This is a genomic window from Terribium retamae (genome assembly GCF_022347545.1).
Taxonomy (GTDB): Bacteria; Pseudomonadota; Alphaproteobacteria; order Rhizobiales; family Rhizobiaceae; genus Mesorhizobium; species Mesorhizobium retamae.
This window is the reverse complement of the sequence record NZ_JAKREW010000005.1, coordinates 45,063-70,810: the sequence shown is the minus strand read 5'-3', so window position 1 is coordinate 70,810 and position 25,748 is coordinate 45,063. Positions and strand designations below refer to the sequence as shown.

At 62.1% G+C, this 25,748-nt stretch carries 24 protein-coding genes; 15 read left to right on the top strand and 9 right to left on the bottom strand.

The window, feature by feature from the left end; genetic code table 11:
• Nucleotides 1-29: 29 nt before the first annotated feature.
• From L4923_RS07875 to L4923_RS07860, 4 genes are all read right to left on the bottom strand, one after another.
• Complete coding sequence (locus tag L4923_RS07875; protein WP_239363339.1) at nucleotides 30-551, bottom strand: YcnI family copper-binding membrane protein; 522 nt, start codon at nucleotides 549-551, stop codon at nucleotides 30-32.
• Nucleotides 552-584: 33 nt separating this feature from the next.
• Nucleotides 585-1,124, bottom strand: coding sequence for a copper chaperone PCu(A)C (locus L4923_RS07870; protein ID WP_425530916.1), 540 nt, complete (start codon nucleotides 1,122-1,124; stop codon nucleotides 585-587).
• A gap of 95 nt (nucleotides 1,125-1,219) precedes the next feature.
• Nucleotides 1,220-1,579 carry a DUF2946 family protein gene (locus L4923_RS07865; protein ID WP_239363332.1) on the bottom strand — a complete coding sequence of 120 codons (360 nt, stop codon included), beginning with the start codon at nucleotides 1,577-1,579 and terminating at the stop codon, nucleotides 1,220-1,222.
• A gap of 131 nt (nucleotides 1,580-1,710) precedes the next feature.
• A complete protein-coding gene (locus L4923_RS07860) occupies nucleotides 1,711-2,646 on the bottom strand; it encodes a GntR family transcriptional regulator (protein WP_239363331.1) in 936 nt (311 codons plus the stop codon).
• Nucleotides 2,647-2,889: 243 nt separating this feature from the next.
• On the opposite strand from L4923_RS07860, the gene L4923_RS07855 reads away from it, so the two are divergent.
• The 6 genes from L4923_RS07855 (at nucleotide 2,890) to L4923_RS07830 (ending at nucleotide 9,914) form a co-directional block, all read left to right on the top strand.
• A complete protein-coding gene (locus L4923_RS07855) occupies nucleotides 2,890-4,395 on the top strand; it encodes a UxaA family hydrolase (protein ID WP_239363330.1) in 1,506 nt (501 codons plus the stop codon).
• A 51-nt stretch (nucleotides 4,396-4,446) separates the two neighbouring features.
• The gene (locus L4923_RS07850) at nucleotides 4,447-5,463 is read left to right on the top strand and encodes an aldo/keto reductase (protein ID WP_239363329.1); all 1,017 of its coding nucleotides are present in this window, start codon (nucleotides 4,447-4,449) and stop codon (nucleotides 5,461-5,463) included.
• A 55-nt stretch (nucleotides 5,464-5,518) separates the two neighbouring features.
• Nucleotides 5,519-5,956 (top strand): RbsD/FucU family protein, encoded by a 438-nt coding sequence (locus L4923_RS07845; protein ID WP_239363328.1) that lies wholly within the window; start codon nucleotides 5,519-5,521, stop codon nucleotides 5,954-5,956.
• A 237-nt stretch (nucleotides 5,957-6,193) separates the two neighbouring features.
• Nucleotides 6,194-7,189, top strand: a complete 996-nt coding sequence (locus tag L4923_RS07840) for an ABC transporter substrate-binding protein (protein WP_239363324.1) — start codon at nucleotides 6,194-6,196, stop codon at nucleotides 7,187-7,189.
• A 206-nt stretch (nucleotides 7,190-7,395) separates the two neighbouring features.
• Entirely contained in the window at nucleotides 7,396-8,949 is a 1,554-nt protein-coding gene (locus tag L4923_RS07835; protein WP_239363323.1) for a sugar ABC transporter ATP-binding protein, read from the top strand.
• Complete coding sequence (locus L4923_RS07830; protein ID WP_239363321.1) at nucleotides 8,946-9,914, top strand: ABC transporter permease; 969 nt, start codon at nucleotides 8,946-8,948, stop codon at nucleotides 9,912-9,914. Before L4923_RS07835 ends, L4923_RS07830 begins: the two co-directional genes overlap by 4 nt.
• Before the next feature lie 58 nt (nucleotides 9,915-9,972).
• On the opposite strand, the gene L4923_RS07825 is transcribed toward L4923_RS07830, so the two are convergent.
• Entirely contained in the window at nucleotides 9,973-11,268 is a 1,296-nt protein-coding gene (locus L4923_RS07825) for an amidase (RefSeq protein WP_239363320.1), read from the bottom strand.
• A 245-nt stretch (nucleotides 11,269-11,513) separates the two neighbouring features.
• Here L4923_RS07825 and L4923_RS07820 point away from each other — a divergent pair, with 245 nt between their 5' ends.
• The 6 genes from L4923_RS07820 to L4923_RS07795 all read left to right on the top strand — a co-directional run bounded on the left by L4923_RS07820 (nucleotide 11,514) and on the right by L4923_RS07795 (nucleotide 17,091).
• Entirely contained in the window at nucleotides 11,514-13,124 is a 1,611-nt protein-coding gene (locus tag L4923_RS07820) for an ABC transporter substrate-binding protein (protein WP_239363318.1), read from the top strand.
• A 72-nt stretch (nucleotides 13,125-13,196) separates the two neighbouring features.
• Nucleotides 13,197-14,183, top strand: coding sequence for an ABC transporter permease (locus L4923_RS07815; protein ID WP_239363316.1), 987 nt, complete (start codon nucleotides 13,197-13,199; stop codon nucleotides 14,181-14,183).
• Nucleotides 14,180-15,001, top strand: coding sequence for an ABC transporter permease (locus tag L4923_RS07810; RefSeq protein WP_239363314.1), 822 nt, complete (start codon nucleotides 14,180-14,182; stop codon nucleotides 14,999-15,001). The genes L4923_RS07815 and L4923_RS07810 overlap by 4 nt, the downstream gene beginning before the upstream one ends.
• On the top strand, nucleotides 14,998-15,798 hold the full coding sequence (locus tag L4923_RS07805; protein ID WP_239363310.1) for an ABC transporter ATP-binding protein: 801 nt from the start codon (nucleotides 14,998-15,000) through the stop codon (nucleotides 15,796-15,798). Before L4923_RS07810 ends, L4923_RS07805 begins: the two co-directional genes overlap by 4 nt.
• On the top strand, nucleotides 15,791-16,582 hold the full coding sequence (locus L4923_RS07800) for an ATP-binding cassette domain-containing protein (RefSeq protein WP_239363307.1): 792 nt from the start codon (nucleotides 15,791-15,793) through the stop codon (nucleotides 16,580-16,582). Before L4923_RS07805 ends, L4923_RS07800 begins: the two co-directional genes overlap by 8 nt.
• On the top strand, nucleotides 16,579-17,091 hold the full coding sequence (locus L4923_RS07795; RefSeq protein WP_239363303.1) for an L-2-amino-thiazoline-4-carboxylic acid hydrolase: 513 nt from the start codon (nucleotides 16,579-16,581) through the stop codon (nucleotides 17,089-17,091). Before L4923_RS07800 ends, L4923_RS07795 begins: the two co-directional genes overlap by 4 nt.
• A 270-nt stretch (nucleotides 17,092-17,361) precedes the next feature.
• Here the strand turns inward: L4923_RS07795 and L4923_RS07790 are convergent, their stop codons facing one another.
• From L4923_RS07790 to L4923_RS07775, 4 genes are all read right to left on the bottom strand, one after another.
• Entirely contained in the window at nucleotides 17,362-18,999 is a 1,638-nt protein-coding gene (locus tag L4923_RS07790) for an acetate--CoA ligase (RefSeq protein ID WP_239363300.1), read from the bottom strand.
• Nucleotides 19,000-19,093: 94 nt separating this feature from the next.
• On the bottom strand, nucleotides 19,094-19,708 hold the full coding sequence (locus L4923_RS07785) for a 2'-5' RNA ligase family protein (protein ID WP_239363297.1): 615 nt from the start codon (nucleotides 19,706-19,708) through the stop codon (nucleotides 19,094-19,096).
• Between the two features lie 96 nt (nucleotides 19,709-19,804).
• A complete protein-coding gene (locus tag L4923_RS07780; protein ID WP_239363295.1) occupies nucleotides 19,805-21,292 on the bottom strand; it encodes an aldehyde dehydrogenase in 1,488 nt (495 codons plus the stop codon).
• 97 nt (nucleotides 21,293-21,389) lie between these two features.
• The gene (locus L4923_RS07775; RefSeq protein ID WP_239363289.1) at nucleotides 21,390-22,838 is read right to left on the bottom strand and encodes an APC family permease; all 1,449 of its coding nucleotides are present in this window, start codon (nucleotides 22,836-22,838) and stop codon (nucleotides 21,390-21,392) included.
• Nucleotides 22,839-23,044: 206 nt separating this feature from the next.
• On the opposite strand from L4923_RS07775, the gene L4923_RS07770 reads away from it, so the two are divergent.
• From L4923_RS07770 to L4923_RS07760, 3 genes are read left to right on the top strand one after another with little or no spacing between them, the layout of a single operon-like run.
• Nucleotides 23,045-23,815, top strand: a complete 771-nt coding sequence (locus L4923_RS07770) for an IclR family transcriptional regulator (RefSeq protein WP_239363285.1) — start codon at nucleotides 23,045-23,047, stop codon at nucleotides 23,813-23,815.
• A gap of 20 nt (nucleotides 23,816-23,835) precedes the next feature.
• Nucleotides 23,836-25,095 carry a Tm-1-like ATP-binding domain-containing protein gene (locus L4923_RS07765; RefSeq protein ID WP_239363284.1) on the top strand — a complete coding sequence of 420 codons (1,260 nt, stop codon included), beginning with the start codon at nucleotides 23,836-23,838 and terminating at the stop codon, nucleotides 25,093-25,095.
• Complete coding sequence (locus L4923_RS07760; RefSeq protein ID WP_239363283.1) at nucleotides 25,092-25,748, top strand: HAD family hydrolase; 657 nt, start codon at nucleotides 25,092-25,094, stop codon at nucleotides 25,746-25,748. The genes L4923_RS07765 and L4923_RS07760 overlap by 4 nt, the downstream gene beginning before the upstream one ends.

The following is a 25,748-nucleotide window of genomic DNA, read 5'->3' as shown; positions in this document are numbered from 1 at the left end:
CGCGCCATGAAAGGGCGCGCCGCAGGAGATCATTTTTTCGGCAGGAGTTTCAGACCGGGTGCAGGATGCTCCACCGCATCCTCGTCCTGGCCGGCGGCGGGGATTTCGATCCAGCGGGCGGTGCCGCCGCCTTCGCATTCCTGCACTACTGGGAAGCGCAAGGTCTCGCCGGCAGGCAGATCACCCGTCAGCCGTGCCCGGAGCACGAACTCGTCGTAGAATTCGTCCGGCAGGTTACCGCCGTTCCAGTTGACCTCGGTCACGCCTTCGCTGATCGTCTCGCCCCACAGAGAATAGGCCTTGGCGTATTTGCCTTTCACCGTCTCCAGCTTCCATCCAGCCTTCGGCATCGGCTTCACGTCGATGACACCTTCCGGAATCTTGATGCGCACGGCAGTGGTTGCCTTGCCGTCGCAGCCGTGCGGAACACGAAAGACCGCTTTGTACGTGGAGTCGACCGGAGCTTCCTGGCTTTCAAGCGAAACGTGGGCAAAGGCTGTCCCTGCGCCGACACCCATGAAAAGGCCGGCAATCATGATAGTTCTGAACATTGGAGTCCTCTGAAATCGTCTGGTCTGAAAAGATCAGTTCGCGTGGTCGCCATGCCCTTTGGGGGCGGCACCGCCAACAGCCTCGACATTGAACTCCACCGTGACCGGGCCGGCCTTCTCGAAGGTCAGCGTCGCGGCGAATTTCTCGCCCTGTTTCGGCTGTCGATTGAGGCCCATGAACATCAGGTGATAACCGCCGGGTGCGAGCTCCGCCTTGCCATTGGCCGGGATTTCCAGGCCGCCGTCGACTTTGCGCATGGTCATGACGCCGTCCTTGACCGCCATTTCGTGCACCTCGGCCTTCTGCGAAACATCCGAGGAGATGGAGACCAGGCGATCCGGCTCACCGCCGCTGTTCTTTATGATGAGGTAGCCGCCGGCCACCTTGGCTCCGGGCGGGGTGGCACGTGACCAAGGGTGATCGATCTCGAGGCTGCCGACCTTGAACTCATGGGCGAAGGCGACCGGCATGCCGGCCAGCAAAACCGCGAAGGCAGCTGACACGAGGCCGAACCGAACAGGAACCAAATCAACACGAGAGGGCGCGCGCGAAGCGCTGTTGGAAACAGGCATGGGATTGCTCCATGGCAGACGCGCCGTTGCCGGACGCGTGATAAAATGAGGGAGAAAATCGTGGCGCGGCCAAGGGCCAGGCGCAACGTCAAAGATCAGGCCGAAGTCGGTGGCGCGCGCGGATTCCCCGGCGACCAGTCATGGCTGAAACCAATGTCGTTGCTGGCAGGAAAGGCGAAGAGGTAACTGGTGGCAAAGGCCACACCGTCAAGCAGAGGAGAGGATTCCGGCGGCGCGCCAAAGGCTGACGAGTACATATTGCAGCCCAGGACGCAGCACGATTGCTGATGCTGTTGCGGCTGCTCGCCGGGAGGCAGTTGCGCCGCACCGTCATGGGTACAGATGACAGCGCCGAAAGCGTCGAGCTGGGGAGGGTTGGGCCCGACACCAGCGGCAAAGGCGCCAAGCACGGATTGCAGGACGAGCAGCCACGCAACGGCGAGGGCCGTCGGCATGCTCCATTTCCTGCGCCCGGCGATCACGGCGTCGCGCACTCCCTTGCCAGTCCGCCTAGACCTATCACGAGCCAAGGGACCGGCAAATCGCCAAATCGGCGCTGCGGCAACAAGCCCACCATGGAGCAGAGTCAGGCAGTGTTCCCGGCAGGCGTTTCCGCGCGCCTCGCTTGAACGTTCAGCCGGCCCTCGGGCGTCGAATCGATCAAGGTCTGCCGTGCCGAGGTAAGATGCTTGCGGCAGGCAGCTTCTACTTTCGCCAAATCGCGTGACTTGAGCGCGGCGATATAAGCGAGATGCTCGGCTACGGCCGTTTCGTTACGGCTGCGCTGACCCGCCTTGTTCCACTGATAGTGGTAGTGGAAGATCATGGCGATGACATCGTAGAAATCGACGATGAAGCGGTTGCGCGAAGCGCTGTGGATCAGCCGGTGGAAGCGCTCGTCCAGTTCCGAGAATTCGGGATAGCGATTGGCGATATCCCGCGCCAAGGCGCGGTGCTCTGTTTCCAGGCGATCGAGATCGGCCCAGACCGGGCTGTCGTCCGGCAACGCCGCAAAGGCCGCCGCCGAGCGCAGTTCGAACATTTCGCGGATGTCGGCAAGCTCCAGCGCGAAGGCGTGGGTGAAACCCTTCAGCACCCAATGGCTGTTGCGGCGCTTTTCGATCAGACCGAAGCGGCTGAAGCGAATGAGGAACTCGCGCACGCTGGTGGTGCCGACTCCGATCTCGCGCGCCAGCTCCAACTCGTTGATCTGCATGCCCGCTTCCGCGCCCTCGGCCAGCAGGCGTCGCATGAAGGAACGCTCGATGATCTGTGACAGCGAGTCGGTTTCCTCGTCCGGGAAGAAGTCATCCTCTTTCGGCGCACGCAGCACCGTCTTGTCGCGCTTGTCCCAGGCGATCAGCCCGTTTTCAGCCATGCGGGCGAGAATGCCCCGCACCGTCGTACGGCTCACCCCGAGCATCGCCCCCAGTTCCGGCTCGGAGGGCAGGTTGCTGGTCTCCTCCAGAAGCCGCAGGCAGCGGTTGTAGGCATCCTTGTAGACGTTGTTGCTCTTCGACATCCTGCCCTCGCGCCGACCTTGGAGCGCTTCCGTTCTTGACGGAAACGCAGAAAGCCTAACTCTTTGTTTTTACGCAATTCCAGGCGGAAAACCGCTGCGCACTTTTCCCGGAATTGCTCTAGCAAGCGCTGTAACTGAAAATGCCAATTGACGCTCAAATGTTTTTTTACGATAAAAGACATTAGCTTCAGGAAAGCCGGTGTCAATCCGGCAGGACCCAGGACCATCCCAGGAACCGACGCCGTGACCGCCGCCAATTCGATCGTGCTCTCGCCTTCCGACAATGTCGTCGTCGCCAACGGGCGCCTGGAAAAAGGCACGACGCTGCCGGGCGGTGCGACAACCGCCGATGCCATCGAATCCGGTCACAAGGTGGCGATCAAACCGATCCCGGCAGGGTCCGCGGTCGTCAAATACGCACAGGCAATTGGCCGCGCCACACAGGACATAGCGGCGGGCGAGCATGTGCATTCGCACAATCTGGTCTTCGAATCCGGCCGCATGCCGGTGGTGCCGCCTTCCGCGCCACTGGAAGCCAGCGAGAGCGACAAGATCCGCACCTTCATGGGCTATCGCCGCGCCGACGGTCGCGCCGGCACGCGTAATTTCGTCGGCATCGTCGCCAGCGTGAACTGTTCGGCCACCGTCTGCCATGCGATTGCTGACGAGGCCAACCGCCGCCTGCTGCCGCTTTATCCTGGGATCGACGGTTTCGTGCCGATCGTGCACGGCCAGGGCTGCGGCATGAGCGCCACCGGCGACGGCATGATGGTTCTGCACCGCACGCTGGCCGGTTATGCGCGCCACCCCAATTTCGGCGGTGTGCTGATGGTGGGGTTGGGCTGCGAGGTCAACCAGCTCACACTTTACGGCCAGAAAGGTGTTGCCGCCGGCAAGCGGCATTTCAACATCCAGGATGCCGGCGGCTCGCGCAAATCGGTCGAAAAGGCGATGGGCGTGCTGGCCGAAATCGCTCAAGAAGTCGGCAAGCTGGAGCGTGAGCCGATCCCGGTCTCGGAGATCGTCGTCGGCCTGCAGTGCGGCGGCTCGGACGGCATGTCGGGCATCACAGCCAATCCGGCGCTGGGTGCGGCGGTCGATCTCCTCGCCGGCGTCGGCGGCATCGGCATCCTTTCGGAGACCACCGAGATCTACGGTGCCGAACACCTGCTTGCCTACCGCGCTGCCACGCCTGAGATCGCTGAGAAGCTCGATCGCCTGATCAAATGGTGGGAAAACCACACTGCCATGCATGGCGCGTCCATCGACAACAACCCCTCGCCGGGCAACAAGCGCGGCGGGCTGACCACCATTCTTGAAAAATCGCTCGGTGCCGTCGCCAAGGGTGGCCAGACCCCGCTCAACGGTGTCTTTGCCTATGCCGAAAAGGTCACCGGCAGCGGCCTCGTCTTCATGGACACGCCGGGCTACGACCCCGTGTCCGCTACTGGCCAGGTGGCCGGCGGCGCCAATGTCATCGTTTTCACCACCGGGCGCGGCTCTTGCTTCGGCAGCCATCCGACACCGTCGATCAAGGTGGCCACCAACGCGCCGCTGTTTGAGGCCATGGAAGAAGACATGGACGTCAATTGCGGTGTCATCGCCTCCGGCGACAAGACCATCGCCGAGATGGGCCGTGAGATGTTCGAGCTGATCATCGAAACGGCCTCGGGCAAGAAGACGAAGAGCGAACTGTTCGGCTACGGCGACAACGAGTTCGTGCCTTGGCATCTCGGCGCAACACTGTAGCTTCGAAAAAGTGAGAGACGCCTGGGAAACAGCGCGAATGGGAGTTCCTGCATGAAGACCCGCCGTATCGGCAAAACCGCGCTGGACGTCACCGAGATCAGTTTCGGCGGTGCGTCGCTGGGCAATCTCTACCAGGCGGTACCGAACAAGGACGCCGAAGCCGTGCTCGACGCGGCCTGGAGTTCCGGCATCCGCTATTTCGACACAGCCCCTCACTACGGTTTCGGACTCTCGGAGCGTCGTTTCGGTGATTTCCTGCGCGACAAGCCCCGCGACAGCTATGCGCTTTCCACCAAGGTCGGCCGCTTGCTCAAGCCGGCGCCGGAACACGAGGTCCCCAATCTCGGCTTCTTCAACCCGCTGCCGTTCAAGCTGGAATATGACTACAGCTATGACGGCATCATGCGCTCGGTCGAATTCAGCTATGCACGGTTGGGTCTCAACCGCATCGACATCCTCTATGTACACGATATCGGCGTCTACACGCACGGCATCGAGCTTACCAAGGTGCATCTCGGCCAATTGCTGGACGGCGGCATCAGAGCACTGGAAGAGCTGAAATCGGGCGGCGTCATTTCCGCCTACGGCCTCGGCGTCAACGAGGTGGAGATTTGCCTGGAAGTGATGCGCCGCGCGCCGCTCGACAGTATCCTGCTTGCCGGGCGCTATTCGCTGCTCGACCGCTCGGCCGAGGCTGAGCTTCTGCCGCTCTGCCATCAAAGCGGCACCACGCTGGTCATCGGCGGCGTCTTCAATTCCGGTATTCTGGCCACCGGCGCAAAGCCTGGATCGCATTTCGACTATGGACCAGCCTCACCGGACATCTTGTCGAAGGTTTCGGCCATGGAGACGATCGCCAGCCAGGCCGGATATCCGTTGGCCGCCGCCGCGCTGCAGTTCCCCTTGCATGAGAAAGCAGTCTCGACGGTGCTGATCGGCACGGCCAAGGCTTCCAGTCTGACGCGCAACATCGACCTGCTCAAGGTCCAGGTTCCAGACTCGGAATTCGAGAAATACCGTCCTTATACGACTGTGCAGCCGCCGCTGACGGGAGCTGTGCGCGAATGAATACAAACGTGCACGATCGTCGAAGAACTACCGGCATCCGGAAGGAAATCGCCTGATGCTGCGCGGCATTCATCCCCTTCTTGGGCCAGATCTGCTGCACGCGCTGCGCAGCATGGGGCATGGCGACGAAATCGTCATTGCCGACGGCAATTTTCCGGCGAGCACGCAAGGACCGAAGGTCGTGCGCGCCGACGGACTGGGTGGCGAGGCATTGCTGGAAGCCATCCTTACCCATATGCCACTCGACACCTACGCGCCGGCCGCCGCATTCCGTATGGCAGTCGTCGAAGACCCGGACCGTCTTCCAGACATATGCCGGTCCTATCAATCGATCGTCGACCGCCTGGCTGGGCCTTTTGTCATCGCGCCCCTGGAACGGTTCGCCTTTTATGAACGCGCCGCCAAGGCCGCCTATATCGTCGCCTCCGGCGAGCGCGCCGCCTATGCCAACATCCTTCTCAAGAAAGGCGTGGTTCGCCCAGAGCAGGATTGACGAGGAAAGATATCCGGTTCATCGATATGGAATGAATATTCCGTCTTGACCTTATTTTGGAATTGATGCTTCATATCGGAGAAAGCAGTGAGGACGACGGAGGAAGGCCACACTTGCAAGCGCAGTTGCGATCCACTAAAAATCGTATGCTGTTTTTTATCTATAAAGTCCTGATTGGACTTCGCCTATCCAGAAGGGACTTCGCGTAATCGACCGGGCGACTTTGGGAGGAAGCCTATGAAATTCGTGAAAAGCATGTTTAGCCGCCGCACTTTCGTGGCACTCGCCGCAGCCTCGATGCTGGCCGGCGCATTCCAGCCGGGGCCGGCCGCTGCGGCCGACACCACCATTCCGATCATCGTGAAGGATACCACCTCCTTCTACTGGCAGATCGTGCTCGCCGGTGCACGCAAGGCCGGCAAGGATCTCGGCGTCAACGTGCCCGAACTCGGCGCACAGGCCGAGACCGACGTGAACGGCCAGATCTCGATCCTTGAGAACGCCGTCGCCGGCAATCCGGCCGCCGTCGTCATCTCTCCGACCGAGGCCAAGGCTCTTGGAAAGCCGATCGACGAAGCTGCCAAGAAGGTGAAGATCATCGGTATCGACTCTTCGGCCGACTCCAAGGCCTTCACGTCGTTCCTGACCACCGACAACAAGGTCGGCGGCCAGGTTGCGGCCGACGGTCTGGCCGCAGCGATCGGCGCCGCCAATGGTGGCAAGGTCGAAGGCAAGGTGGCGATCATCACTGCGCTTCCAGGTGCCGGTTCGCTCGAACAGCGCCGCGAAGGCTTCCTCGAACAGGTCAAGGCCAAGTATCCGGGCCTGACGGTGATCGCTGACAAATATGCCGACGGCCAGGCCACGACCGGCCTCAACATCGCAACCGACCTGATCACCGCCAATCCGGACCTGAAGGGCATCTTCGCTTCCAACCTGATCATGGCGCAGGGCGTCGGCCAGGCGATCGCCGAAAACAACCTTTCCGGCAAGGTCGGGCTGATCGGCTTCGACAGCGACGAGAAGCTGATCAAGTTCCTGAATGACGGCGTCATCTCCGGCCTCGTCGTGCAGGACCCGTATCGCATGGGTTATGACGGCATCAAGACTGCGCTGGCCGCCTCCAAGGGCGAGAAGGTCGAGACCTTCGTCGACACCGGCGCCAACCTCGTCACCAAGGAAAACATGAAGGAGCCAAAGATCGACGCGCTCCTCAATCCCAAGCTCGATTGAGCCTTGCTTGCTGAACGTCTCCAGGGCCGTCTTGGCCCTGGAGATCCTGCCGGGACGAGACCTTTGTCTGCCTGGCAAACGACTTCGCATCGCTCTCGTGAGAGCGTTTCCTGAGACCCTGACAGCGGCAGCGATGACTGTCCGGTTCAAGGCTCATGCGCTAGGCTGCACAGGCTGTCCAAAGCGTGCCAATCGGGAGGATTGTCATGACATCAGCGACATTGCACCAGCATCCCGCTCCGGAACTGGAACCCGGCAAGGTGATCCTGGAGCTGCGCGGCCTGGAAAAGAAATATCCCGGCACGCATGCGCTGAAGCCGGTGAATCTCGCGTTCAAGGCGGGTGAAATCCACGCGATCGTCGGCGAGAATGGCGCCGGCAAGTCCACGCTCATCAAGCTGTTGACCGGCGTGATGCCGCGCACTTCCGGCGATGTCATCTGGGAAGGTGAACCGGTCGCGCTTGCCACGCCACATGAAGCGATGGCGCTCGGTATCAACGCCGTGCACCAAGAAGTGGTGCTGTGCCGCCACCTCAGCGTCGCCGCCAACATGTTCCTCGGCGAAGAAAACGTCCGCTACGGCCTTTTGCAGCAGCGTGCCATGGTGCGTGACGCACAGAAGATCATCAACGATCTCGGCTTCAACCTGCCTGCCCATGTCATGCTGGGCGACCTCACCATTGGCCAGCAGCAGTTGATCGCTGCCGCCCGAGCCACGGTACGCGGCACCAAGTTCCTCATCTTCGACGAGCCGACGGCCTACCTGACCCGCAAAGAGGCCGACCAGCTCTTCGCACTGATCCGCCGTCTCAAGGCCGAAGGCGTCACCATCATCTACATCAGCCACCGCATGGAAGAGGTTTTCGAGCTGGCCGACCGTGTCTCGGTGCTGCGCGACGGTACCTATGTCGGCACCCGCAACATCAAGGAGACCGACGAAGCCGAACTGGTGCGGCTGATGATCAACCGCTCGATCGAACAGATCTACCACAAGGACGAGTTCCCGATCGGCAGGACGATCCTGGAAGCCAGGCAACTTTCCGGCAAGGGCTTCGAGAATATCTCGATGACCGTCCATGAGGGCGAGATCGTTGGGCTCTACGGCCTGATCGGCGCCGGCCGCAGCGAATTCGTCACCACGCTCTACGGCCGCCACGCCAAATCCTCCGGCACAGTCCTTTGGGACGGCAAGGAGGTTCACATCCGCTCCGAGCATGATGCGATCAAACTCGGCATGGCGTTGGCTCCTGAAAGCCGGCGCGACCAGGGCCTTTGCCTCAACCTGCCGGTCGGATTGAACCTCAACCTACCGGTCTACAAGCGCATCAGCAAAGGCTTGCTGATCTCTGGCAGCGAAGAGACAAAACATGCCGAGCAGCAGATTTCCGGCCTGCGCATCAAGACGGCCGGACGGCACGCGTTGGCCTCAAGCCTGTCCGGCGGCAACCAGCAGAAGATCGTCATCGGCAAATGGCTGAACCACGGCGCCAGACTGTTCATCTTCGACGAACCGACGGTGGGCGTCGACGTCGGCACCAAGGCAGAAATCTATCGCCTGTTCTCGACACTGCTGTCGCAAGGCGCGGGCATCATCCTGATCTCGTCCTACCTGCCGGAAGTTTATGAACTGGCCGACACTTTGCATGTTTTCCGGCGCGGCAAGCTGGTCGCCACGCACGGCTTCCACACCGCCAGCCACGAAGACATCCTGACCCAGGCACTCGCCGAAAAACAGGAAAAACCGGGAGGACAACCATGAGCACCGAGGCGATCCCCGCCGAAAAGCCAAAGCGCAATTACAATGCGCTGTTCGGGCTGACGCTGCTGGCACTGCTTGTGTTGTTGTGGGTCCTGCTTTCTTTTTCGACATCCAGCTTCGCCACCGCCAACAACATCTCCAACCTGCTGCGCCAGGGCTCGATGATCGCCATCCTGGCAGTCGGCCAGACCTTCGTCATCATTACCGGCGGCATCGATCTTTCCGTCGGTGCGGTCGTCGGCTTTGCGACGGTAACCACGGCGATGCTGATCAATTCCGGCTTGCCGGTTTTCGTCGCGATCCTGATCACCTTGCTGATCGGCGTCGCCATCGGCCTCTTTCACGGTTTCGGTATCGTCAAGATGGGCCTTCCGCCGTTCATCATCACGCTGGCCACGCTGACATCGTTGCGCGGCATCGGCCTTTTGATGACCAACGGCAATTCCATTTCCATCAACAACGATGCTTTCCAGGAATTCTCGCGCGGTTCCTTCATCGGCGTGCCCAACCTGTTCTGGATGGTCATCCTCGTCGGCGTGCCCGCTTACATCTTCCTGCACCACACGCGCTGGGGCCGCTATCTGTTCTCGGTCGGCTCCAACGCAGAGGCTGCGCGCCTGTCCGGCGTCAATGTCCAGCGCACCATCTACATGGCTTACACTCTGTCGGGCTTGTGCGCAGCTTTTGTCGGCGTGCTGCTCGCTTCCCGCATCGGCATCGGCAATCCGACCCAGGCCGAAGGCTGGGAGTTGCAGGCGATCGCCTCGTCGGTGATCGGCGGCACGTCCCTGTTCGGTGCCATCGGCTCTGTCCATGGCCCTCTGCTCGGCGCCTTCATCCTCGCCACCATCAACAACGGCGCCAACCTGCTCAACGTCAACGCGTTCTGGCAACGCGTCATCACCGGCGCCTTGATCATCGTCATCGTCTATTTCGACGGGCTGCGCCGGCGCGGCACCAAATAGCCAGCGGCCGATAGAGCGGACGCGCTTCCGCTCTATCGGCTGCCTCGAAGGACGTCGTTCAGGCCTTGAGCAAGGCCTCGACCGAAGCCGCGATCGCCAGCAGGCGATGGTCATGCCCGTTGCGCCCGACCAGCATCAGGCCGGACGGCAACGTGGTGCCCGGCATCGGCAGCGAAATCGCGCATTGGTCGAAATAGTTGAACACCTCGGTGTTGCGCAGCAGCAGCCCTTCCATGCGCTCGTCGAACTTTGGATCGGCCATCACCGCATCGATCAACGGCGCCGCGACCGGTACCGTTGGCAGCGCCAGCACGTCGAGATCCACCAGCCTGCGATCCATCTCGACAATATGTCCGGCGCGGCTGCGCATGGTGCGAATGTAAATCGACACCGGCGCCTTGGCGTAGCGAGCAAGCGGAATGCTGACATGCGGGTCGACCGCGACATCCGTGCCGGCCCCCAGCCAGTCGGCATGGATGGCGGCACCTTCCATGCCGGCGATGGAGCCGTATTGCGTCGCCTCATTCATCGCGTCGACGAGATCGTCGATAGCGATGTCGAAAAGCCGCGCACCCGACCGCTCCAGTTTTCGGATAGCGTCCTCGAACGCGCGAGCGATCTGTTGCTCTGTGTCGTTGAACAGATACCCTCGCGGAATGCCCACGCGCAGGCCATCGAGCCGCGCCGGCATCAGCGGCGCGGATTCTTCGCCTGCGAGAACCGCATCGGCGGCAGTGCATTCGGCAACGGTCCGCGCCAGGGGGCCGAGAGAATCCAACGCAAAAGAGAGAGGGAAAGCGCCGTCCAGAGGCACGCGGCGCGCCGTCGGCTTGAAGCCGACAACACCGTTCAGCGCTGCCGGAATGCGGATCGATCCCCCGGTATCCGACCCGATCGAAATGGCGCTGGTGCCTTCCGCCACCGAGACGCCGGCGCCGGAAGAGGACCCACCGGGGACCCGCGCAACATCTGCGTTATTGCCCGGCGTGCCGTAATGCGGATTGAGGCCAAGCGCGGTAAATGCGAATTCGGTCATGTTGGTCTTGCCGATGATGACGGCACCGGACTGGCGCAGTCGCTGCACCACCGGCGCGTCCTGTTGCGCCGGCCCGGCGGTGCGGCGAAGCAAGGACCCGGCCAAGGTCGGCTCGCCGCCGACATCGAGGAGATCCTTGATCGAAACGATCTCGCCGTCGAGCGGCCCCAGCGAGATGCCAGCCTTTCGCCGTGCATCCGCGGCATCGGCTGCCGCGCGGGCCGCTTCGGGATAAAGCCTGGTGAAGACCTTCTCTTCGGCCGCGCGGCTCTCAAGGCGCGCCAGAACAGCTTCGAGACGATCGCGTGCTGAGGACATCGGCATCTCACTTGGCTTCGAGGACATGGACAGCCTGCTGTCTCACGCGCACTGCCAAACCGCAACGGCTTTGCTCGACGCGAACTCTGGGCCAGTGGACGGAAATTTCACCGCCAGAGCCTTTAGCGCCAAATCCTTCTCTGGCGAAACGGCAGACAAAGGTCATAATCCCCACCGGTGAGACAGGCGTCGAGTGCCTGTCCAGAATTTCGGACCCGCCTGGCGGGTGATTTGGGGGTTCAGTCATGTCGGATTTCAGCCTCACCAGGCGCTCGGTGCTTTCAGGCGCTGCAGTGCTGCTCGCCTCGACCGCCCTTCCGACCATCGGTTGGGCGCAGGAGCCTCAGAAAGGAGGCCGCCTGACGGTCGCAGCCGATTCCGAACCTCGAAATCTGAATCCGGCCATCGTCGCGTCCAACGGCGTCTTCTTCATCTCCTCCAAAGTCGTCGAGCCGCTCGCCGAGGCCGACTATGAAGGCAAGGATGGGCTCAGCCCTCGCCTCGCCGTCAGTTGGGAAGGGTCAGAAGACGGCAAGTCGGTCACTTTCAAACTGCGCGAAGGTGTGACCTGGCATGACGGCAAGCCGTTCACGTCGGCCGACGTCGCCTTCTCGGCCCTGCAGATCTGGAAGCCGCTTCAAAACCTCGGCCGCGTCGTCTTCAAGGACCTCGAAGCAGTCGAGACCCCCGACGAACATATCGCCGTCTTCAAATTCGCCAAGCCGACGCCTTTCCAGCTGATCCGCAACGCGCTGCCGGCACTGACCAGCGTCGTGCCCAAGCACATCTACGAGAACGGCAAGATCGAGGAGAACCCGGCCAACACCGCCCCCATCGGCACTGGCCCGTTCAAGTTCGCCGAACACAAGGCTGGCCAGTACTACCGCTTGGAGAAAAACACAGCCTATTGGGGCAAGAGTGAGCCTTATCTCGACGAGATCGTCTACCAGGTGCTGCCAGACCGCTCAGCAGCAGCCAATGCGCTTGAAGCCGAGGAAATCCAGCTGGCTGCTTTCTCGGCCGTACCGCTGGCGGACCTCGACCGTATCTCGAAGGTACCGGGGCTCAAGGTCGTCACCAAGGGTTACGAGGGCCTCACCTATCAGCTCGTGGTGGAAATCAACCATCGCCGCAAGGAGCTGGCCGACGTGAAGGTGCGGCAGGCGATCGCGCATGCCATCGACAGGGACTTCGTCGTCAAGACGATCTTCCTCGGCTACGCCGAAACCGCCACCGGGCCGGTGCCGAAAAACGACAAGCAGTTCTATACCGCTGACGTGCCGGCTTATGCCTTCGACGTCGCCAAGGCCAACGCCCTGCTCGATGAGGCCGGCTACAAGGCCGGTGCCGATGGCAAGCGCTTCAAGCTCAAGCTTCTGCCGGCTCCCTATTTCAATGAGACCAGACAGTTCGGCGACTACCTGCGCCAGGCGCTGGCAGCCATCGGCATCGATGCCGAGCTGGTCAACAATGACTCGGCCGCGCATATGAAAGCGGTCTACACCGACCACGATTTCGACCTGGCGGTTGGCCCGCCTGTGTTCCGTGGCGACCCGGCGATCTCCACCACCATCCTGGCCCAGAGCGGCATTCCCGATGGCGTGCCCTTCTCCAACCAGGGCGGCTACAAGAGTGCCGCTATCGACGCCATCATCGCCAAAGCAGCCGAAACGCTGGACGCCAAGGCGCGGACCGATCTCTACAAGGAATTCCAGAAGAAGGTGGTTGAAGACCTGCCCTTCATCAACGTGGCCGACTGGACCTTCATTTCGGTTGCCAGCGACAAGGTTGGCAACATTGCCGACAATCCACGCTGGGCGGTGTCCAACTGGTCGAACACCTGGCTGGCGCAATAATCCGGATCGGTGCTTGAGGTCGGCAGCCGCCAGCAGATAGATTGGCGACTCCGGCCTCGAAGTTTTGTGCTCATGTCCCGTGCCCTCCTTCTTCTGCGCCGGCGGCTTGTCGGTTCCATCTTCGTGCTTCTGATCGTCATTGTCGGCACCTTCCTCCTGCTCGAGGCGGCCCCCGGCGATGCTGTCGACGCTTATCTCGTGTCGACCGGTGGTGATGCCGGGCTCGTCGAGGCGATGCGGCAGAGCTGGGGGCTCGACCAGTCCGCCGCGACGCGGCTGGCCAACTATCTGTGGGCGCTCCTGCATCTCGATCTCGGCCAGTCGGTCGCCTTCTCGCGACCGATCCGCGACGTCATCCTGGAACGCCTGCCGGTTACGCTGATCCTGATGGGCGCCTCGACCGCACTGTCCTTCGGCGTTGGCTCCGCACTCGGTATCTATGCCGGTGCGCGCCCCGGCAGTGTGCGCGACCGTGTCCTGTCGACCGCCTCATTGGCGCTCTACGCGGTGCCCGGCTTCTGGCTGGCGCTGGTTCTCGTCATCGTTTTCGCCGTCGACCTGCGCTGGTTCCCGATCTCCGGTTTCGAGACGATCGCGTCCGGCAAGACCGGCTTTGCGCGCGCGGCTGATATTGCCCGCCATCTCGTTCTGCCGGTGACCTCTCTCGGCGTGATCTATCTGGCGCTGTATCTTAGGATGATGCGCGCCGGCATGGCCGAGGTCTGGCGGTTGGATTTCATCCGCGCTGCCCGCGCCAGGGGACTGAGCCGACGGCGCATCGTACTGGCCCATGTCGCGCGCAATGCGCTGCTGCCTCTTGTCACCATGCTGGGCCTGCAGTCCGCCCAGATGCTGGGCGGCAGCGTCGTGATCGAAAGCATCTTTTCGGTGCCCGGCCTCGGCAGGCTGGCACAGGAGGCGGTGGCGATGCGGGACACACCGCTCCTGCTCGGCATCATCCTGGTCAGCGCCATCCTCGTGGTCCTCATCAACCTCCTGGTCGATATCGCCTATGCCTTCCTGGACCCACGAGTCGGCGCCAGCGAGGCCAGCGCATGAGGCGACTGGTACAGATACCCGAAGCGCTGGTCGGGCTCGGGATCCTGGCGGTGCTCGTGGTCATGGCCCTGGCGGCACCCATGCTGTTCCCGGGCGATCCCCTTGCCATCAAAGGTGCGCCGTTGCTGCCGCCATTCCAGGAATGGTCGTTGCCGCTCGGCACAGACCGCCTCGGCCGTGATGTGCTGGCCGAGCTCTTCCATGGCGCGCGTACCTCTTTGGCCGTCGGGCTTGCAGCTGCAGCCGCGGCAATCGCCGTTGGCGCAGTGATCGGCACATTGGCCGGTTTTGCCGGCGGCATTCTCGATGAGACGCTGATGCGTATCACCGATGCCTTCCAGACCGTGCCGTCCTTCCTGCTGGCCCTGGCTTTCGTTAGCGTCGTCGGCCCTTCGCTCACCGTCGTGGTCATCGCCATCGCCCTTTCGGCATGGACGGGACCGGCCCGCGTCGCACGCGCCGAAGTGCTTTCCATCCGCGAGCGCGATTTCGTCGCTGGCGCGAGGGTCATCGGCATGCATCCGCTTGAGATCGCCTTGCGCGAAGTCCTGCCCAACGCCTTGCCACCGGTACTCGCGCTCTCTTCCGTCATCGTCGCTTCCGCGATCCTGATCGAGGCCGCACTTTCCTTCCTCGGGCTGGGCGATCCCAACCGCGTTACCTGGGGCGGCATGATCGCGGAGGGCCGAACCGTCCTGCGTTCGGCACCGTTCCTCTCCATCGTGCCCGGCATCGCGCTGGTGCTGACCGTGCTCGGTGTCTATCTCGCCGGCGAAGGCGTGGTCGAAGGCACTGCCGTCAGGAAGGGCCTGTCATGACCGGGCCGCTCGTCTCCATCCGCGACCTGTCCGTCACCTACCGGCGTGATGCGACTTCGTTCTCGCTCCGCAACATCGATCTCGACATCGCCCCCGGCGAACGGCTGGCGATCATCGGCGAAAGCGGTTCCGGCAAGAGCACGCTGGCCCTCGCCGTTGCCGGCCTGTTGCCGCCGACTGCGGCAGTGAACGGCGCCATCCTTTGGTCAGGACAGTTGCAATTGCCGCGCGGCGGCCGCGACATCGGTTTCGTATTCCAGGACGCATCAGCGAGCCTCGACCCGGTGATGGCAGTCGGCCGGGAGATCGCAGAGGTTGCGCACACCCATCTTGACCAGGACTGGGCCCAAGCGGAGCGTCGTGCGCTTGAGCTGTTGCGACGAGTCAAGCTGCCGGATCCGGGGACAGTCCTGCATGCTTATCCGCATCAGCTGTCCGGCGGACAAAGGCAGCGGGTGGCGATCGCCGCCGCCATCGCCGCCGGACCTAGATTGCTGATCGCAGACGAAGCAACCAGCGCCCTCGACACCATCGTGCAGGCCGAAATCGTCGCGCTAATCAGGCAGCTCGTGGCTGAGGATGGCATGGCGCTGCTGTTCGTCAGCCATGACATTGCGCTTGCCGCCGAACTGGCCGACCGCATCGCGGTGTTCCGCCGTGGGGAGATGGTCGAGCTGGGCAAAGCCAATGCGGTGATCCAGGCACCGGAGCATGCCTACACCAAGAAACTGCTGGATGCCCATATCGGGCTGGACGCCGAACCCATGATCGCACCAGTGGGCCATGGCCATGTCTGAGCCGCTGCTTGCCGTCTCGGGGCTGACCAAACGTTTCCATCGCAGCGGAACGATCGTCACGGCCGCCGAGGATATTTCCTTGTCGATTTCGCCCGCCGAAACGCTGGCGCTTGCCGGCCCCTCGGGCTCTGGCAAATCCACCATAGCCCGGCTGATCCTGCGGCTGATCGAACCCGATGCCGGCCGAGTGGATTTTGGAGGCGAGAATTTCCTCGCTCTGCGCGGTTCGGCTCTGCGCGCCCGACGCGCGCGGCTGCAAATGGTGTTCCAGGACCCGCTTGCAGCGCTCAATCCGCGCGCGACAGTTGCGCGCGTGTTGGACGACCCGCTGCGCATCCATGCACTTGTGAGCCGCAGCGAGCGCCCGAGCCGCATCGCAGCTCTGCTTCAGCGTGTCGGCCTGTCGTCCGATCTCGCCGACCGGTACCTCCATGAGATTTCCGGCGGTCAACGTCAGCGGGTAGCAATCGCTCGTGCCATCGCCACGAAGCCATCGCTGATCGTGCTCGACGAAGCTGTTTCGGCGCTCGACGTCTCGGTACGCAGCCAGATCCTCGAACTGCTGCTCGACCTGCAGCGCACGGAACGCATCGCCTACCTCTTCGTTTCCCACGACCTTGGTGTGGTGCGTGCGTTCGCGCACCGCGTCGTCCTCCTCGAAGGTGGTCGCATCACCGAGCAAGGCGATGCCCGCGCCGTCATCGACAATCCGCAATCCGCCATCGGCAAGGCGCTGGTTGCCGCCGTGCCCAGGCTGACAACGACGATACAGGAACGATCATGACTGACCCTCAGGCCCGCGCGGAAAAGCTTGCTCGCGAACTTGACTCGGCCTTCCGCAACCGCGCCGATCTCTACCGGCTGATGCTGGACGAACTGACGGCGGAACTGGGTCCCGAACAAGCCGAGGCGGTCATGGTGCGCGCCATCGAAAAACGCGGCCAAGAGGTAGCGGCCGCAGCCTTTGGCAAGTTCGGACCAAACGACGCGCGCGCGATCGGTGAAGCCTTCCTGGCCGTCAGCCCGGATGACGGGCGCATGTATCCGACAGATGTCGAGCGGGCGCCGGACCGCATCGCCTTCAAGGTGAAGCGTTGCCCGCTGAAGGACGCTTGGGTCGAGGCCGGTGTCGGCGAAGAACAACTCACCACGCTTTGCCGGATCGCAGGCGCCTTCGACCGCGGCCTGTTCGAGGCCACGGGCGTGCGCTTCGACAACGTCACCTGGTCGCCCGGCCACGGCAGCGGCTGCTGCCACATCGCGCTCACCGACCGCGACGCGCAGTCGGCCTGACGGCTCCGAGGGCGTGTCCTTCGAGGCTCGCCCCTATAAACCTGCACCCCATCTCCAGCCTGTTGCAGGCTCGCACCTCAGGATGAAGGAGGTTTGTGCCGTCGCCCACCGTGCAGGGCAGCACCAACGATCCTCATCCTGAGCTGCGAGCCCGCACAAGCTTGAAAATATTATTGAAACTCCACGCGGGCGAGCCTCGAAGGACGCACCGAAAAGTCAGCCGAATTCGTGCCACCTAGTTTTTGAATGCAAGCGAGATGTTATGCCTACCTATTCCTTGCTGGCCTGCCTGAGTTCCACCCGGCGGATCTTGCCGGAGATGGTCTTGGGCAGTGCATCGACGAACTCGATCTCGCGTGGATATTTGTAAGGCGCGGTCAGGTTGCGGCAGAACTCCTGGATATCGCGCGCCAACTCGTCCGACGCCGTGAACCCTTTTGCCAGGATGACATAGGCTTTGACGATCTGCCCTCGCGTCGGGTCGGGCTTGCCGATGACAGCGCTTTCGGCAACCGCCTTGTGCTCGATCAGCGCGCTCTCCACTTCGAACGGGCTGATGCGATAGCCGGCAGAGGAGATCAGATCGTCGGAGCGCCCGACGAACCAGAGATAGCCATCCTTGTCGCGTCGCGCGGTATCCCCGGTATAATACCAGCCGTTGCGGAAGGAGCCGGTATCCAGCGCCTTGCCGGTATAATAGCCGTGGAACAGGCCGCCCGGATGCGGATCGGTGACCTTGACCGCGATATGGCCGACTTCCTCGTCAGGCAGACGCTTGCCATCGTCATCGACGACATCGACGTCGTAGCCCGGCACCGGCTTGCCCATCGAGCCGAACCGCACTTCCTCGCTTGGAAAATTGGCGACGATGTTGATGGTTTCAGTTTGGCCGTAGCCGTCGGCAATCGTCGTACCTGTTGCTTCCTTCCAGATGCGCATCACCTCCGGATTGAGGGGTTCGCCGGCACCCAGCGAACGACGCAAGCTGGAGAGGTCGTAGCGTTTCAGATCCTGCTGCGCGAATAGCCGATAGACCGTGGGGGGCGCGCAGAAGGTCGAGACCTTGAGCTTGCCGATCAGCTTCAGGTGCATGTCGGCATCGAAGGCACCATCGCCATTGTAGAGCACTGCCGGCGTGCCGAGCAGCAATTGCGGAAACAGGATGCCCCAGGCCGCCTTGGCCCAGCCGGTATCGGTGAGCGACCAGTGCACGTCGCCGGGTCTGAGATCCATCCAGAACAGGCCGGTCGCCACGTGGGCAAGTGCATAGCCATGATCGCGTGGAACCATCTTCGGCAGCGAGGTGGTGCCGGAGGTGAAATAGGCCATCATCATGTCGGTGGCGCGGTTCGGCGGAAAATCTTTCCGGTCCAATGCCGGCGAAGCATTGACCAGCAGCTTTTCGAACGACAGCCACCCATCGCGTTCGCCATCGACAACGATGAAGGTCTTCAGCGTCGGACATTCGGCACGGATGGCGTCGACCTTGGCGCAATGCTCGGAGGTGACGATGACCGCCGTGGCCTTCGAGTGGTTGACGCGATAGGCGATGTCATGCGCGGTGAGCAGGTTGGTGCCTGGCATTGAGACAACGCCCGCCTTCATGCAGCCGAACAGCACCGTGTACCAAGCCGGAACGCGGCCGATGACGAGGCAGGCAAAATCGCCCGCTTTGACACCCAGCTTGTGCAAGGCATTGGCGAAGCGGTTCGAGCTTTCCGAGAGCTGCGAATAGGCAATGCGCTGGATCGTCTCGCCGTCGCGCGAGACGGCGATCACCGCGGTACGGTCGTCCCGCTTCGCCCAGTCGTCGATGACGTCGAACGCGAAGTTGAAATGCTCGGGTATTTCCAGGCGAAAGTCTGCACGTGCCTTGGCATAGGTGCGGTCGACCGTCGAAAAATCCATCCTCTCCTCCGCGATGGCGATGCAACGTTCAGGTCGCATCACATAGCGCGGACGAACTTAGGAAGCCATCGAACCAAAGGCTATAGAAAACACGCTATCCCTTGAGGGGCCAACTGCCGAGCACGTGATATCGAGTTCGCCCCAGCTCGCTCCAGATCAGCGAGAATTCTCGAACTGAAAACGGAATTCTTTCAATGGATTGAGTTGGAACGGCCTTCGGGCCGTAGAACAACGTTACGTGCGGATTGAAACCCATGCCTATTCGTATTCCGCCACGAACCAAGGCCTTTCCGATTGATCTTCTTAGGTCCAACAATGCCGCGTTGCTACCCAACAAAACGGTAGGTCGACGGTCCACCCTTCCCGAAAAGGTCATCGCTTGATCGAAGCACATCTGAAACCGAGTGGCCGCCACCATCTCGACCGCATGGCAGACCTCGCGAGCGGCTTCCTTGTGGAAACGGAGAAATTCCCCCACAGAATGAAGCGACAAATGGAGCCGGTCCGTCCTCAGTCGAGAACCGGGAATATCATTCTCGGCACATAGTCTTTCACTTACACGATCAACGTCTGATGCGGTGTCCTTGTCGAGTAACAGGCCTAAGAACAGTCGATTTCTGGGCGTCTCTGGTTCGACAAACGGTAATTCGAGCTGATCATTCCCACGCTGAACGTTTTCACCCTGACCATTTTCACGTCGAGTGTTCATGATGCGCACTCCCTGAAAATTGAAAGCGCGCAATATAGAACAAAGCAAGAACATGCACAAGCGCGATCCGAAGACCGCGCTTGTGCCGCCAGCCCTCTACGACAGCGAAATCCAGGCCGTCTTCAGGTCTGAATATTTGTCGAAAGCGTGCAGCGACTTGTCCCGGCCGAAGCCGGACTGGCCGAAACCGCCGAGCGGCACGGTCATATCCGCACCGCCGTAGGTGTTGACGTGCACAACACCAGCGCGGATCGCCCGCACCATGCGGTGCGCTCGGGAAAGGTTCGATGTCCACACCGCAGAAGCCAGCCCGTAGACAGTGCCGTTGGCGAGCCGCACGGCTTCCGCTTCATCCTCGAAGCGCTGCACGGCCAGCACGGGACCGAAAACCTCCTCGCGCGCCACGGTCATGCCGGGAGCGACGTCGCCGAAGATGGTCGGCTCCATATAGTAACCACCAGTTTCTTCGCGGATGCGGCGGCCGCCGGAAACCAGTTGTGCGCCCTCGTCCAGCGCCGTCGCCACATGGCCGAGATCTTTCTTGAGCTGCTCCATGCTGCTTACCGCGCCGATGTCCGACTTGATATCGAGCGGATCACCTACCTTCATTCTGGTCGTTGCCGCCACCAGCTTTTCCACGAAGGCGTCATGGATCGAAGACTGCACAAGCAGCCGCGAACCGGCCACGCAGACCTGGCCGGCGTTGCGGAAGATGCCATAGGCGGAGACCTTTGCGGCCAAATCGAGATCTGGCGCGTCGGCAAAGACGACGTTGGGTGACTTGCCGCCAAGCTCCAGATGCACCCGCTTGAGGTTGGAGCGCGCCGAATAATCGAGCAGCCGACGCCCGACCCCACCGGAACCGGTAAAGGCGATGGCGTCGACATCCATATGCAGGCCGAGCGCCTCGCCGGTCACGTTGCCTCGCCCGGTGAGGACATTGAGGACCCCTTCCGGCAGGCCTGCTTCCGCCGCTAGTTCGCCGAGACGCAGCAAGGTAAGGGATGCCACTTCCGCGGGTTTGAGGACCACGCTGTTCCCGGCGGCCAGTGCCGGCGCCACTTTCCAGGCGCCGATCATCATCGGGAAGTTCCACGGCACGATGGCCGCGACGACACCCAGCGGTTCGCGATGGATCAGGCCGAGCACCTCAATCGCCGTCGGCGCTATCTCGCCATAGACCTTGTCGATGGCCTCGGCATAATAGCGGAACGTCCCTGCCGCCGACAAAGGTTCGGCCTTGTACGCCATGCCGATCTCGGTACCGTTGTCGCGCACACCGAGCACGGCCAGTTCGAGCGCGTGTTTCTCGATCAGATCGGCGAGTTTCAGCAGCACTTTCTTGCGCGCCGCAGGTGCGGCACGCGACCAGCTTCCCTTCTCGAAGGCGGCGCGGGCGGCAGCCACGGCACGATCGACATCGGCTGCGCCGGCGTCGGCGATCGAGGTCAACGTCGTGCCGTCGATCGGCGAGATGACGGGGAGCGTCTCCCCGTCCTGGCTGTCGGCGAAGGCTCCGCCGATGAAAAGCTTTTGCGCTGCGACAGGCTTCTGCCGCAGCGCGTCGATCGTGGCCTGGTCCATCAGGTCTTGTCTCCGAATGCTATGCTCTGTTCGAATATGGGAGGATGGAAGGGTTGGCCACTCCAGAAGAATGCCCTGGACAACCCTTCCGACATTTCTATTCCTTCACCTCATTGCCGAGCTGGGCAAAGGCTGCCGGATCCTTGCTCTTGAGGGCAAGGGCCAGGACCAGGCCAAGCACCGCCGCGATCAGCACCAGCGACGGCAAGAACCACGACAGCGTTCCCGAGGCGCCCGAGAGGCTGCCGAAGTTCAGCACGATCTGGATGAGGATATAGGCCAGCACCAGGCCAGCGATCGCCGGCGCGACCTTGGCCTTCAGCACATTGCCTTCGAGCGACGGGTTGCGGCTGAAGAAGGCGAGCACCGAAAAGGATGTCAACGCCATCAGCGTGATGATGCCGAGTGTGCCGACATTGGTGAGCCAGGAGAACAATGCCAGCACCGGGTCCTGGCCAGTGACCGCGAACAGCGCGATGACCAGGAAGGCGATTGCCGTCTGGATCACCGAGCCGACATGCGGGCTCTTGAACACCGGGTGCGTGACGCCGAGCGATGCAGGCAGGAGTTTTTCGCGGCCGGCAACATAGAAGTAGCGGGCGACGCCGTTGTGGAAGGCAACCACGCCAGCGAACAGGCTGGACACGAACAGGATGCTCATCAGCTGCGTCACCGCAGTGCCGACGTAACGATCCGACAGCGTGAACAGGAAGGTCGTCGGATCCTGTAGCGCCTGCAGCGATGGCACCAGCTTGTCGACACCTGCACCATTGGCCATCAGCCAGGACGTGAACATATAGAACACGCCGATGATCAGGATGGAGATATAGGTGGCGCGTGGCACGGTGCGGTGCGGCTCGCGCGCTTCCTCGGAATAGATCGTGGTGGCTTCGACGCCGATAAAGGCTGCGAAGCAGAAAAGCAGGCCGATGGCAGGCGCACCGCTCAAGATCTGGGTCGGCGTGAACGGTGCCATGCTGAGACCGGAATCGCCGCCCTTGAACAGGATGGCGAGATCGACCACCAGGACAATCAGATATTCGAGCAGCACCAGAACGGTGAGGATTTTGGCTGACAGGTCGACGCGGCGGTAGCCGAGGACGCCGACCAGGGTGACACCGATGAAGCACCACAGCCACCAGGGCAGGTTGATGCCCCAACCGGCAAAGAGGCTGGAGGTGGCCGCACCGAACAGGCCGAAGACGCCGATCTGCATGGCGTTGTAGGACAGGATTGCGATGAGTGCGGCAGCGCCGCCCAGCGCGCCGCCCAGGCCCTTCGCCGTATAGGCATAGAAGGCACCGGCATTGGCGACATGGCGCGCCATGGCGACATAGCCGACAGCAAAGATCAAAAGCACGGCGGTCACGATCAGGAAGGTGCCAGGAATGCCGGAACCATTGCCCATGAGCATGGAAAGCGGCACGCCGCCGGCGACCGCTGTCAGCGGTGCTGCTGCCGAAACCACGAGAAATGTCACGGCGCCTACGCCAAGGCTATTCTTCCTCAGCCGATTGGCCTCACCGGATTCCACTACGATTGTCATGAAGTCCTCCTCCTTTCCCCGCCAAGCGGGGCCCAAAAGCCCGTCCCCACGAAGCGGGGCCAAAAAGCCCAGTGAAATGCCGGATGGCCGAAAGACCTGTTTTCATTTCATTATTTAAAACGACATTTCGAATATAGACTTGCAAAGATGCTCAGCAGCTGTCAAGTTAATTCGCGCGTTAAGTATCTGGAGGAGAGACAAACGCAATGAGCACGGTGGCCAAGGCTGTGTCCCTGCTGGAGGCGCTGGGACAGGGCGAGCCGGAAAGAACGCTGGCAGACCTCGCCCGTTCGGTCGACTTCGATAAGGCAACGACGCGACGCCTGCTTCTGGCACTTATGGATCAAGGATTGGTGGAACAGGACGAGGGCAGCCGCCTGTACCGGCTGGGCATCGGGGTGGCGCGGCTGGCCTTGATGCGCGAGGCGCAATTTCCCTTTCTAAGAACCGCTATCCCGGTTGCCGACGCGCTCGCCGCCAGGACCGGCGAGACCGTGCATTTCTCCGAACATTCGAATCGCGGGCTGATTTCTGTCCATGTGGTGGAATCGAGCAAGGCCAACCGTGTCGCCGTACCGGTCGGAGAAACCTTGCCGCTGCATGCCACCGCCTCCGGCATCGCCTTCATGGCATTCGCCGACCGCCGCGTCATGGATGCGGCTCTGGGCGGCAAGCTGGAGTCCTATACGCCGCACACGGTAACCAACCCGGCGGCGATCAGAGAGCTGGTTTCGGCAGCCCGGGCCCGAGGCTATTCCATCGGCGCACAGGGTTATGAAGACGGCGTCTTCTCCGTCGCCGCTCCCATTCTCGGCGCTCGCGGCACCGCTGTCGGAGCAATCGCCATCGCCGCGCCGCGCGCCCGCGTCGAGCCCGCCGACATGGAGACGATGGGATCGGCCGTCGTCGAGTCCGCCTTCCAGATCAGCGAACGCCTGACCGGCCGCCGCACCAAGATAGCCAACGATAAATCCTAAAGACCACCAGAGCGGAACGAATGACCAAAATCCCGAAGATTCTTCTGTGCGGCACAGGCGATACCAAGGCCGATGAGCTGCTTTACATGGCTGAGCGTATCCGCAGCGCAGGTGGCGACCCCATCATGCTCGACGTCAGCGTGCTCGGCGATCCGCCCTACCAGCCCGAATATGACAAGCACGCTGTGGCTTCCGCAATCGACACCACCATCGAAGCGATCGCACGGTCGGGCGATGAAAACAGCGCCATGGAACTGATGGCGCGCGGCGCCTCCGTTCTCGTGCGAGACCTTGAAGCCGCCGGCAAGATCGATGCCTTCATTGCCATAGGCGGCACGATGGGAACCGACCTTGCTCTCGACATTGCGCTTGCATTGCCGATCGGTGTGCCGAAATTCATCGTCTCTACCATCGCTTATTCGCACCTCATCCCACCGGAGCGGATAGCACCAGATCTGATGATGATCCTCTGGGCGGGGGGACTCTACGGCCTCAACGACACCTGCAAGGCTGTGCTTTCCCAAGCTTCTGGCGCCGTCGTCGGCGCCGCACTCACTGCGGCGAAGCCGCGCCCGAACCTGCCGACAGTGGCTATCTCCTCGCTTGGCACAAGCTGTCTCTCCTACATGAAGACGCTGCGGCCCGAACTGGAGAAGCGCGGCTATGAAGTCGTCATCTTCCACACCACTGGCATGGGCGGTCGCGCACTTGAATCGCTCGCCGCCGACAATCGCTTCGTCGCCGTTCTGGATTTCAGCCTGCAGGAAGTTGCCAACCATTTGAACGGCAGTGTCGTCTCCTCCGGAGTCGACCGGCTGGAAAACGCCGGTCGTGCCGGCATCCCGCAGATCGTGGCGCCGGGAGCTGTCGACATGGTCGACTTCCCGACCTGGAAGCCGGTTCCGCAAAGTCTTTCCGATCGGCCCTATCACGCACATAATCGCTTGCTCGCCTCGGTGACCACCGGAAGGGATGGCCGCCGCCACGTCGCACGCGCGATTTCCGAGAAGCTCGCTTTGGCCACCGGTCCCGTCGCTTTCATCCTGCCTACCGGTGGGATCGAACAATGGGACCAGGAAGGCGAGCCGCTCTACGAACCAGACGCGCTAGCGGCCTTTTCCGATGAGATGCGCAGTGCCATCAAGGCTCCGGTCGAACTGCACGAGATCAAGGGGCACATCAACAGCGCCGAGTTCACCAACACCGCGCTGGCAATCTTCGATCGCTGGGTGGCAAGCGGCGTGATCGCCCCGAGCATTCGTCAGGAACGAACATCGTGAGCGCGCCCAGGGCGCTGGTGCTCGATTTCGGCGGTGTCGTCACCCGGACGCTGTTCGAGACGCACGAACTCACCGAAAAGGCGCTCGGCCTGAAGCCGGGCACGCTGACATGGCAAGGTCCGTTCGACCTCGCTTCCGATCCGCTGTGGCGTTCCATGCAGGCCGATGAAATCAGTGAACGCGACTACTGGAAGACCCGCACACGAGAAGTCGGCCAGCTCGTCGGCGAGGACTGGGATGCAATGGAGACCTTCGTGCGCCGTGCCCGCGGAGCCGATCCCGAAGCCGTTGTCAGACCGGAAGCCGACCGCGCCATCCGCACTGCGCATGCCGCCGGCGTGAAACTCGCGGTGCTGTCCAACGAACTCGACCTCTTCTACGGCGCCGACTTCCGTAGCCGGCTGCCGCTGCTTTCCCTCTTTGAGACGATCGTCGACGCCAGCTATTCGAAGATCCTGAAACCGGATCTTCGCGCCTACCAGTCCGTTGCCGATGCGCTTGGGTTGCCGACCAGCGCCTGTGTGTTCGTCGACGACCAGAAACGCAATATCGACGGTGCGGTCGCCGCCGGCATGCTGCCCGTTCATTTCGATGTGGCGAGCCCGGCCCGATCTTACGCCGAAGCGCTCGGCCATTTCGGCCTCACCCTCTAG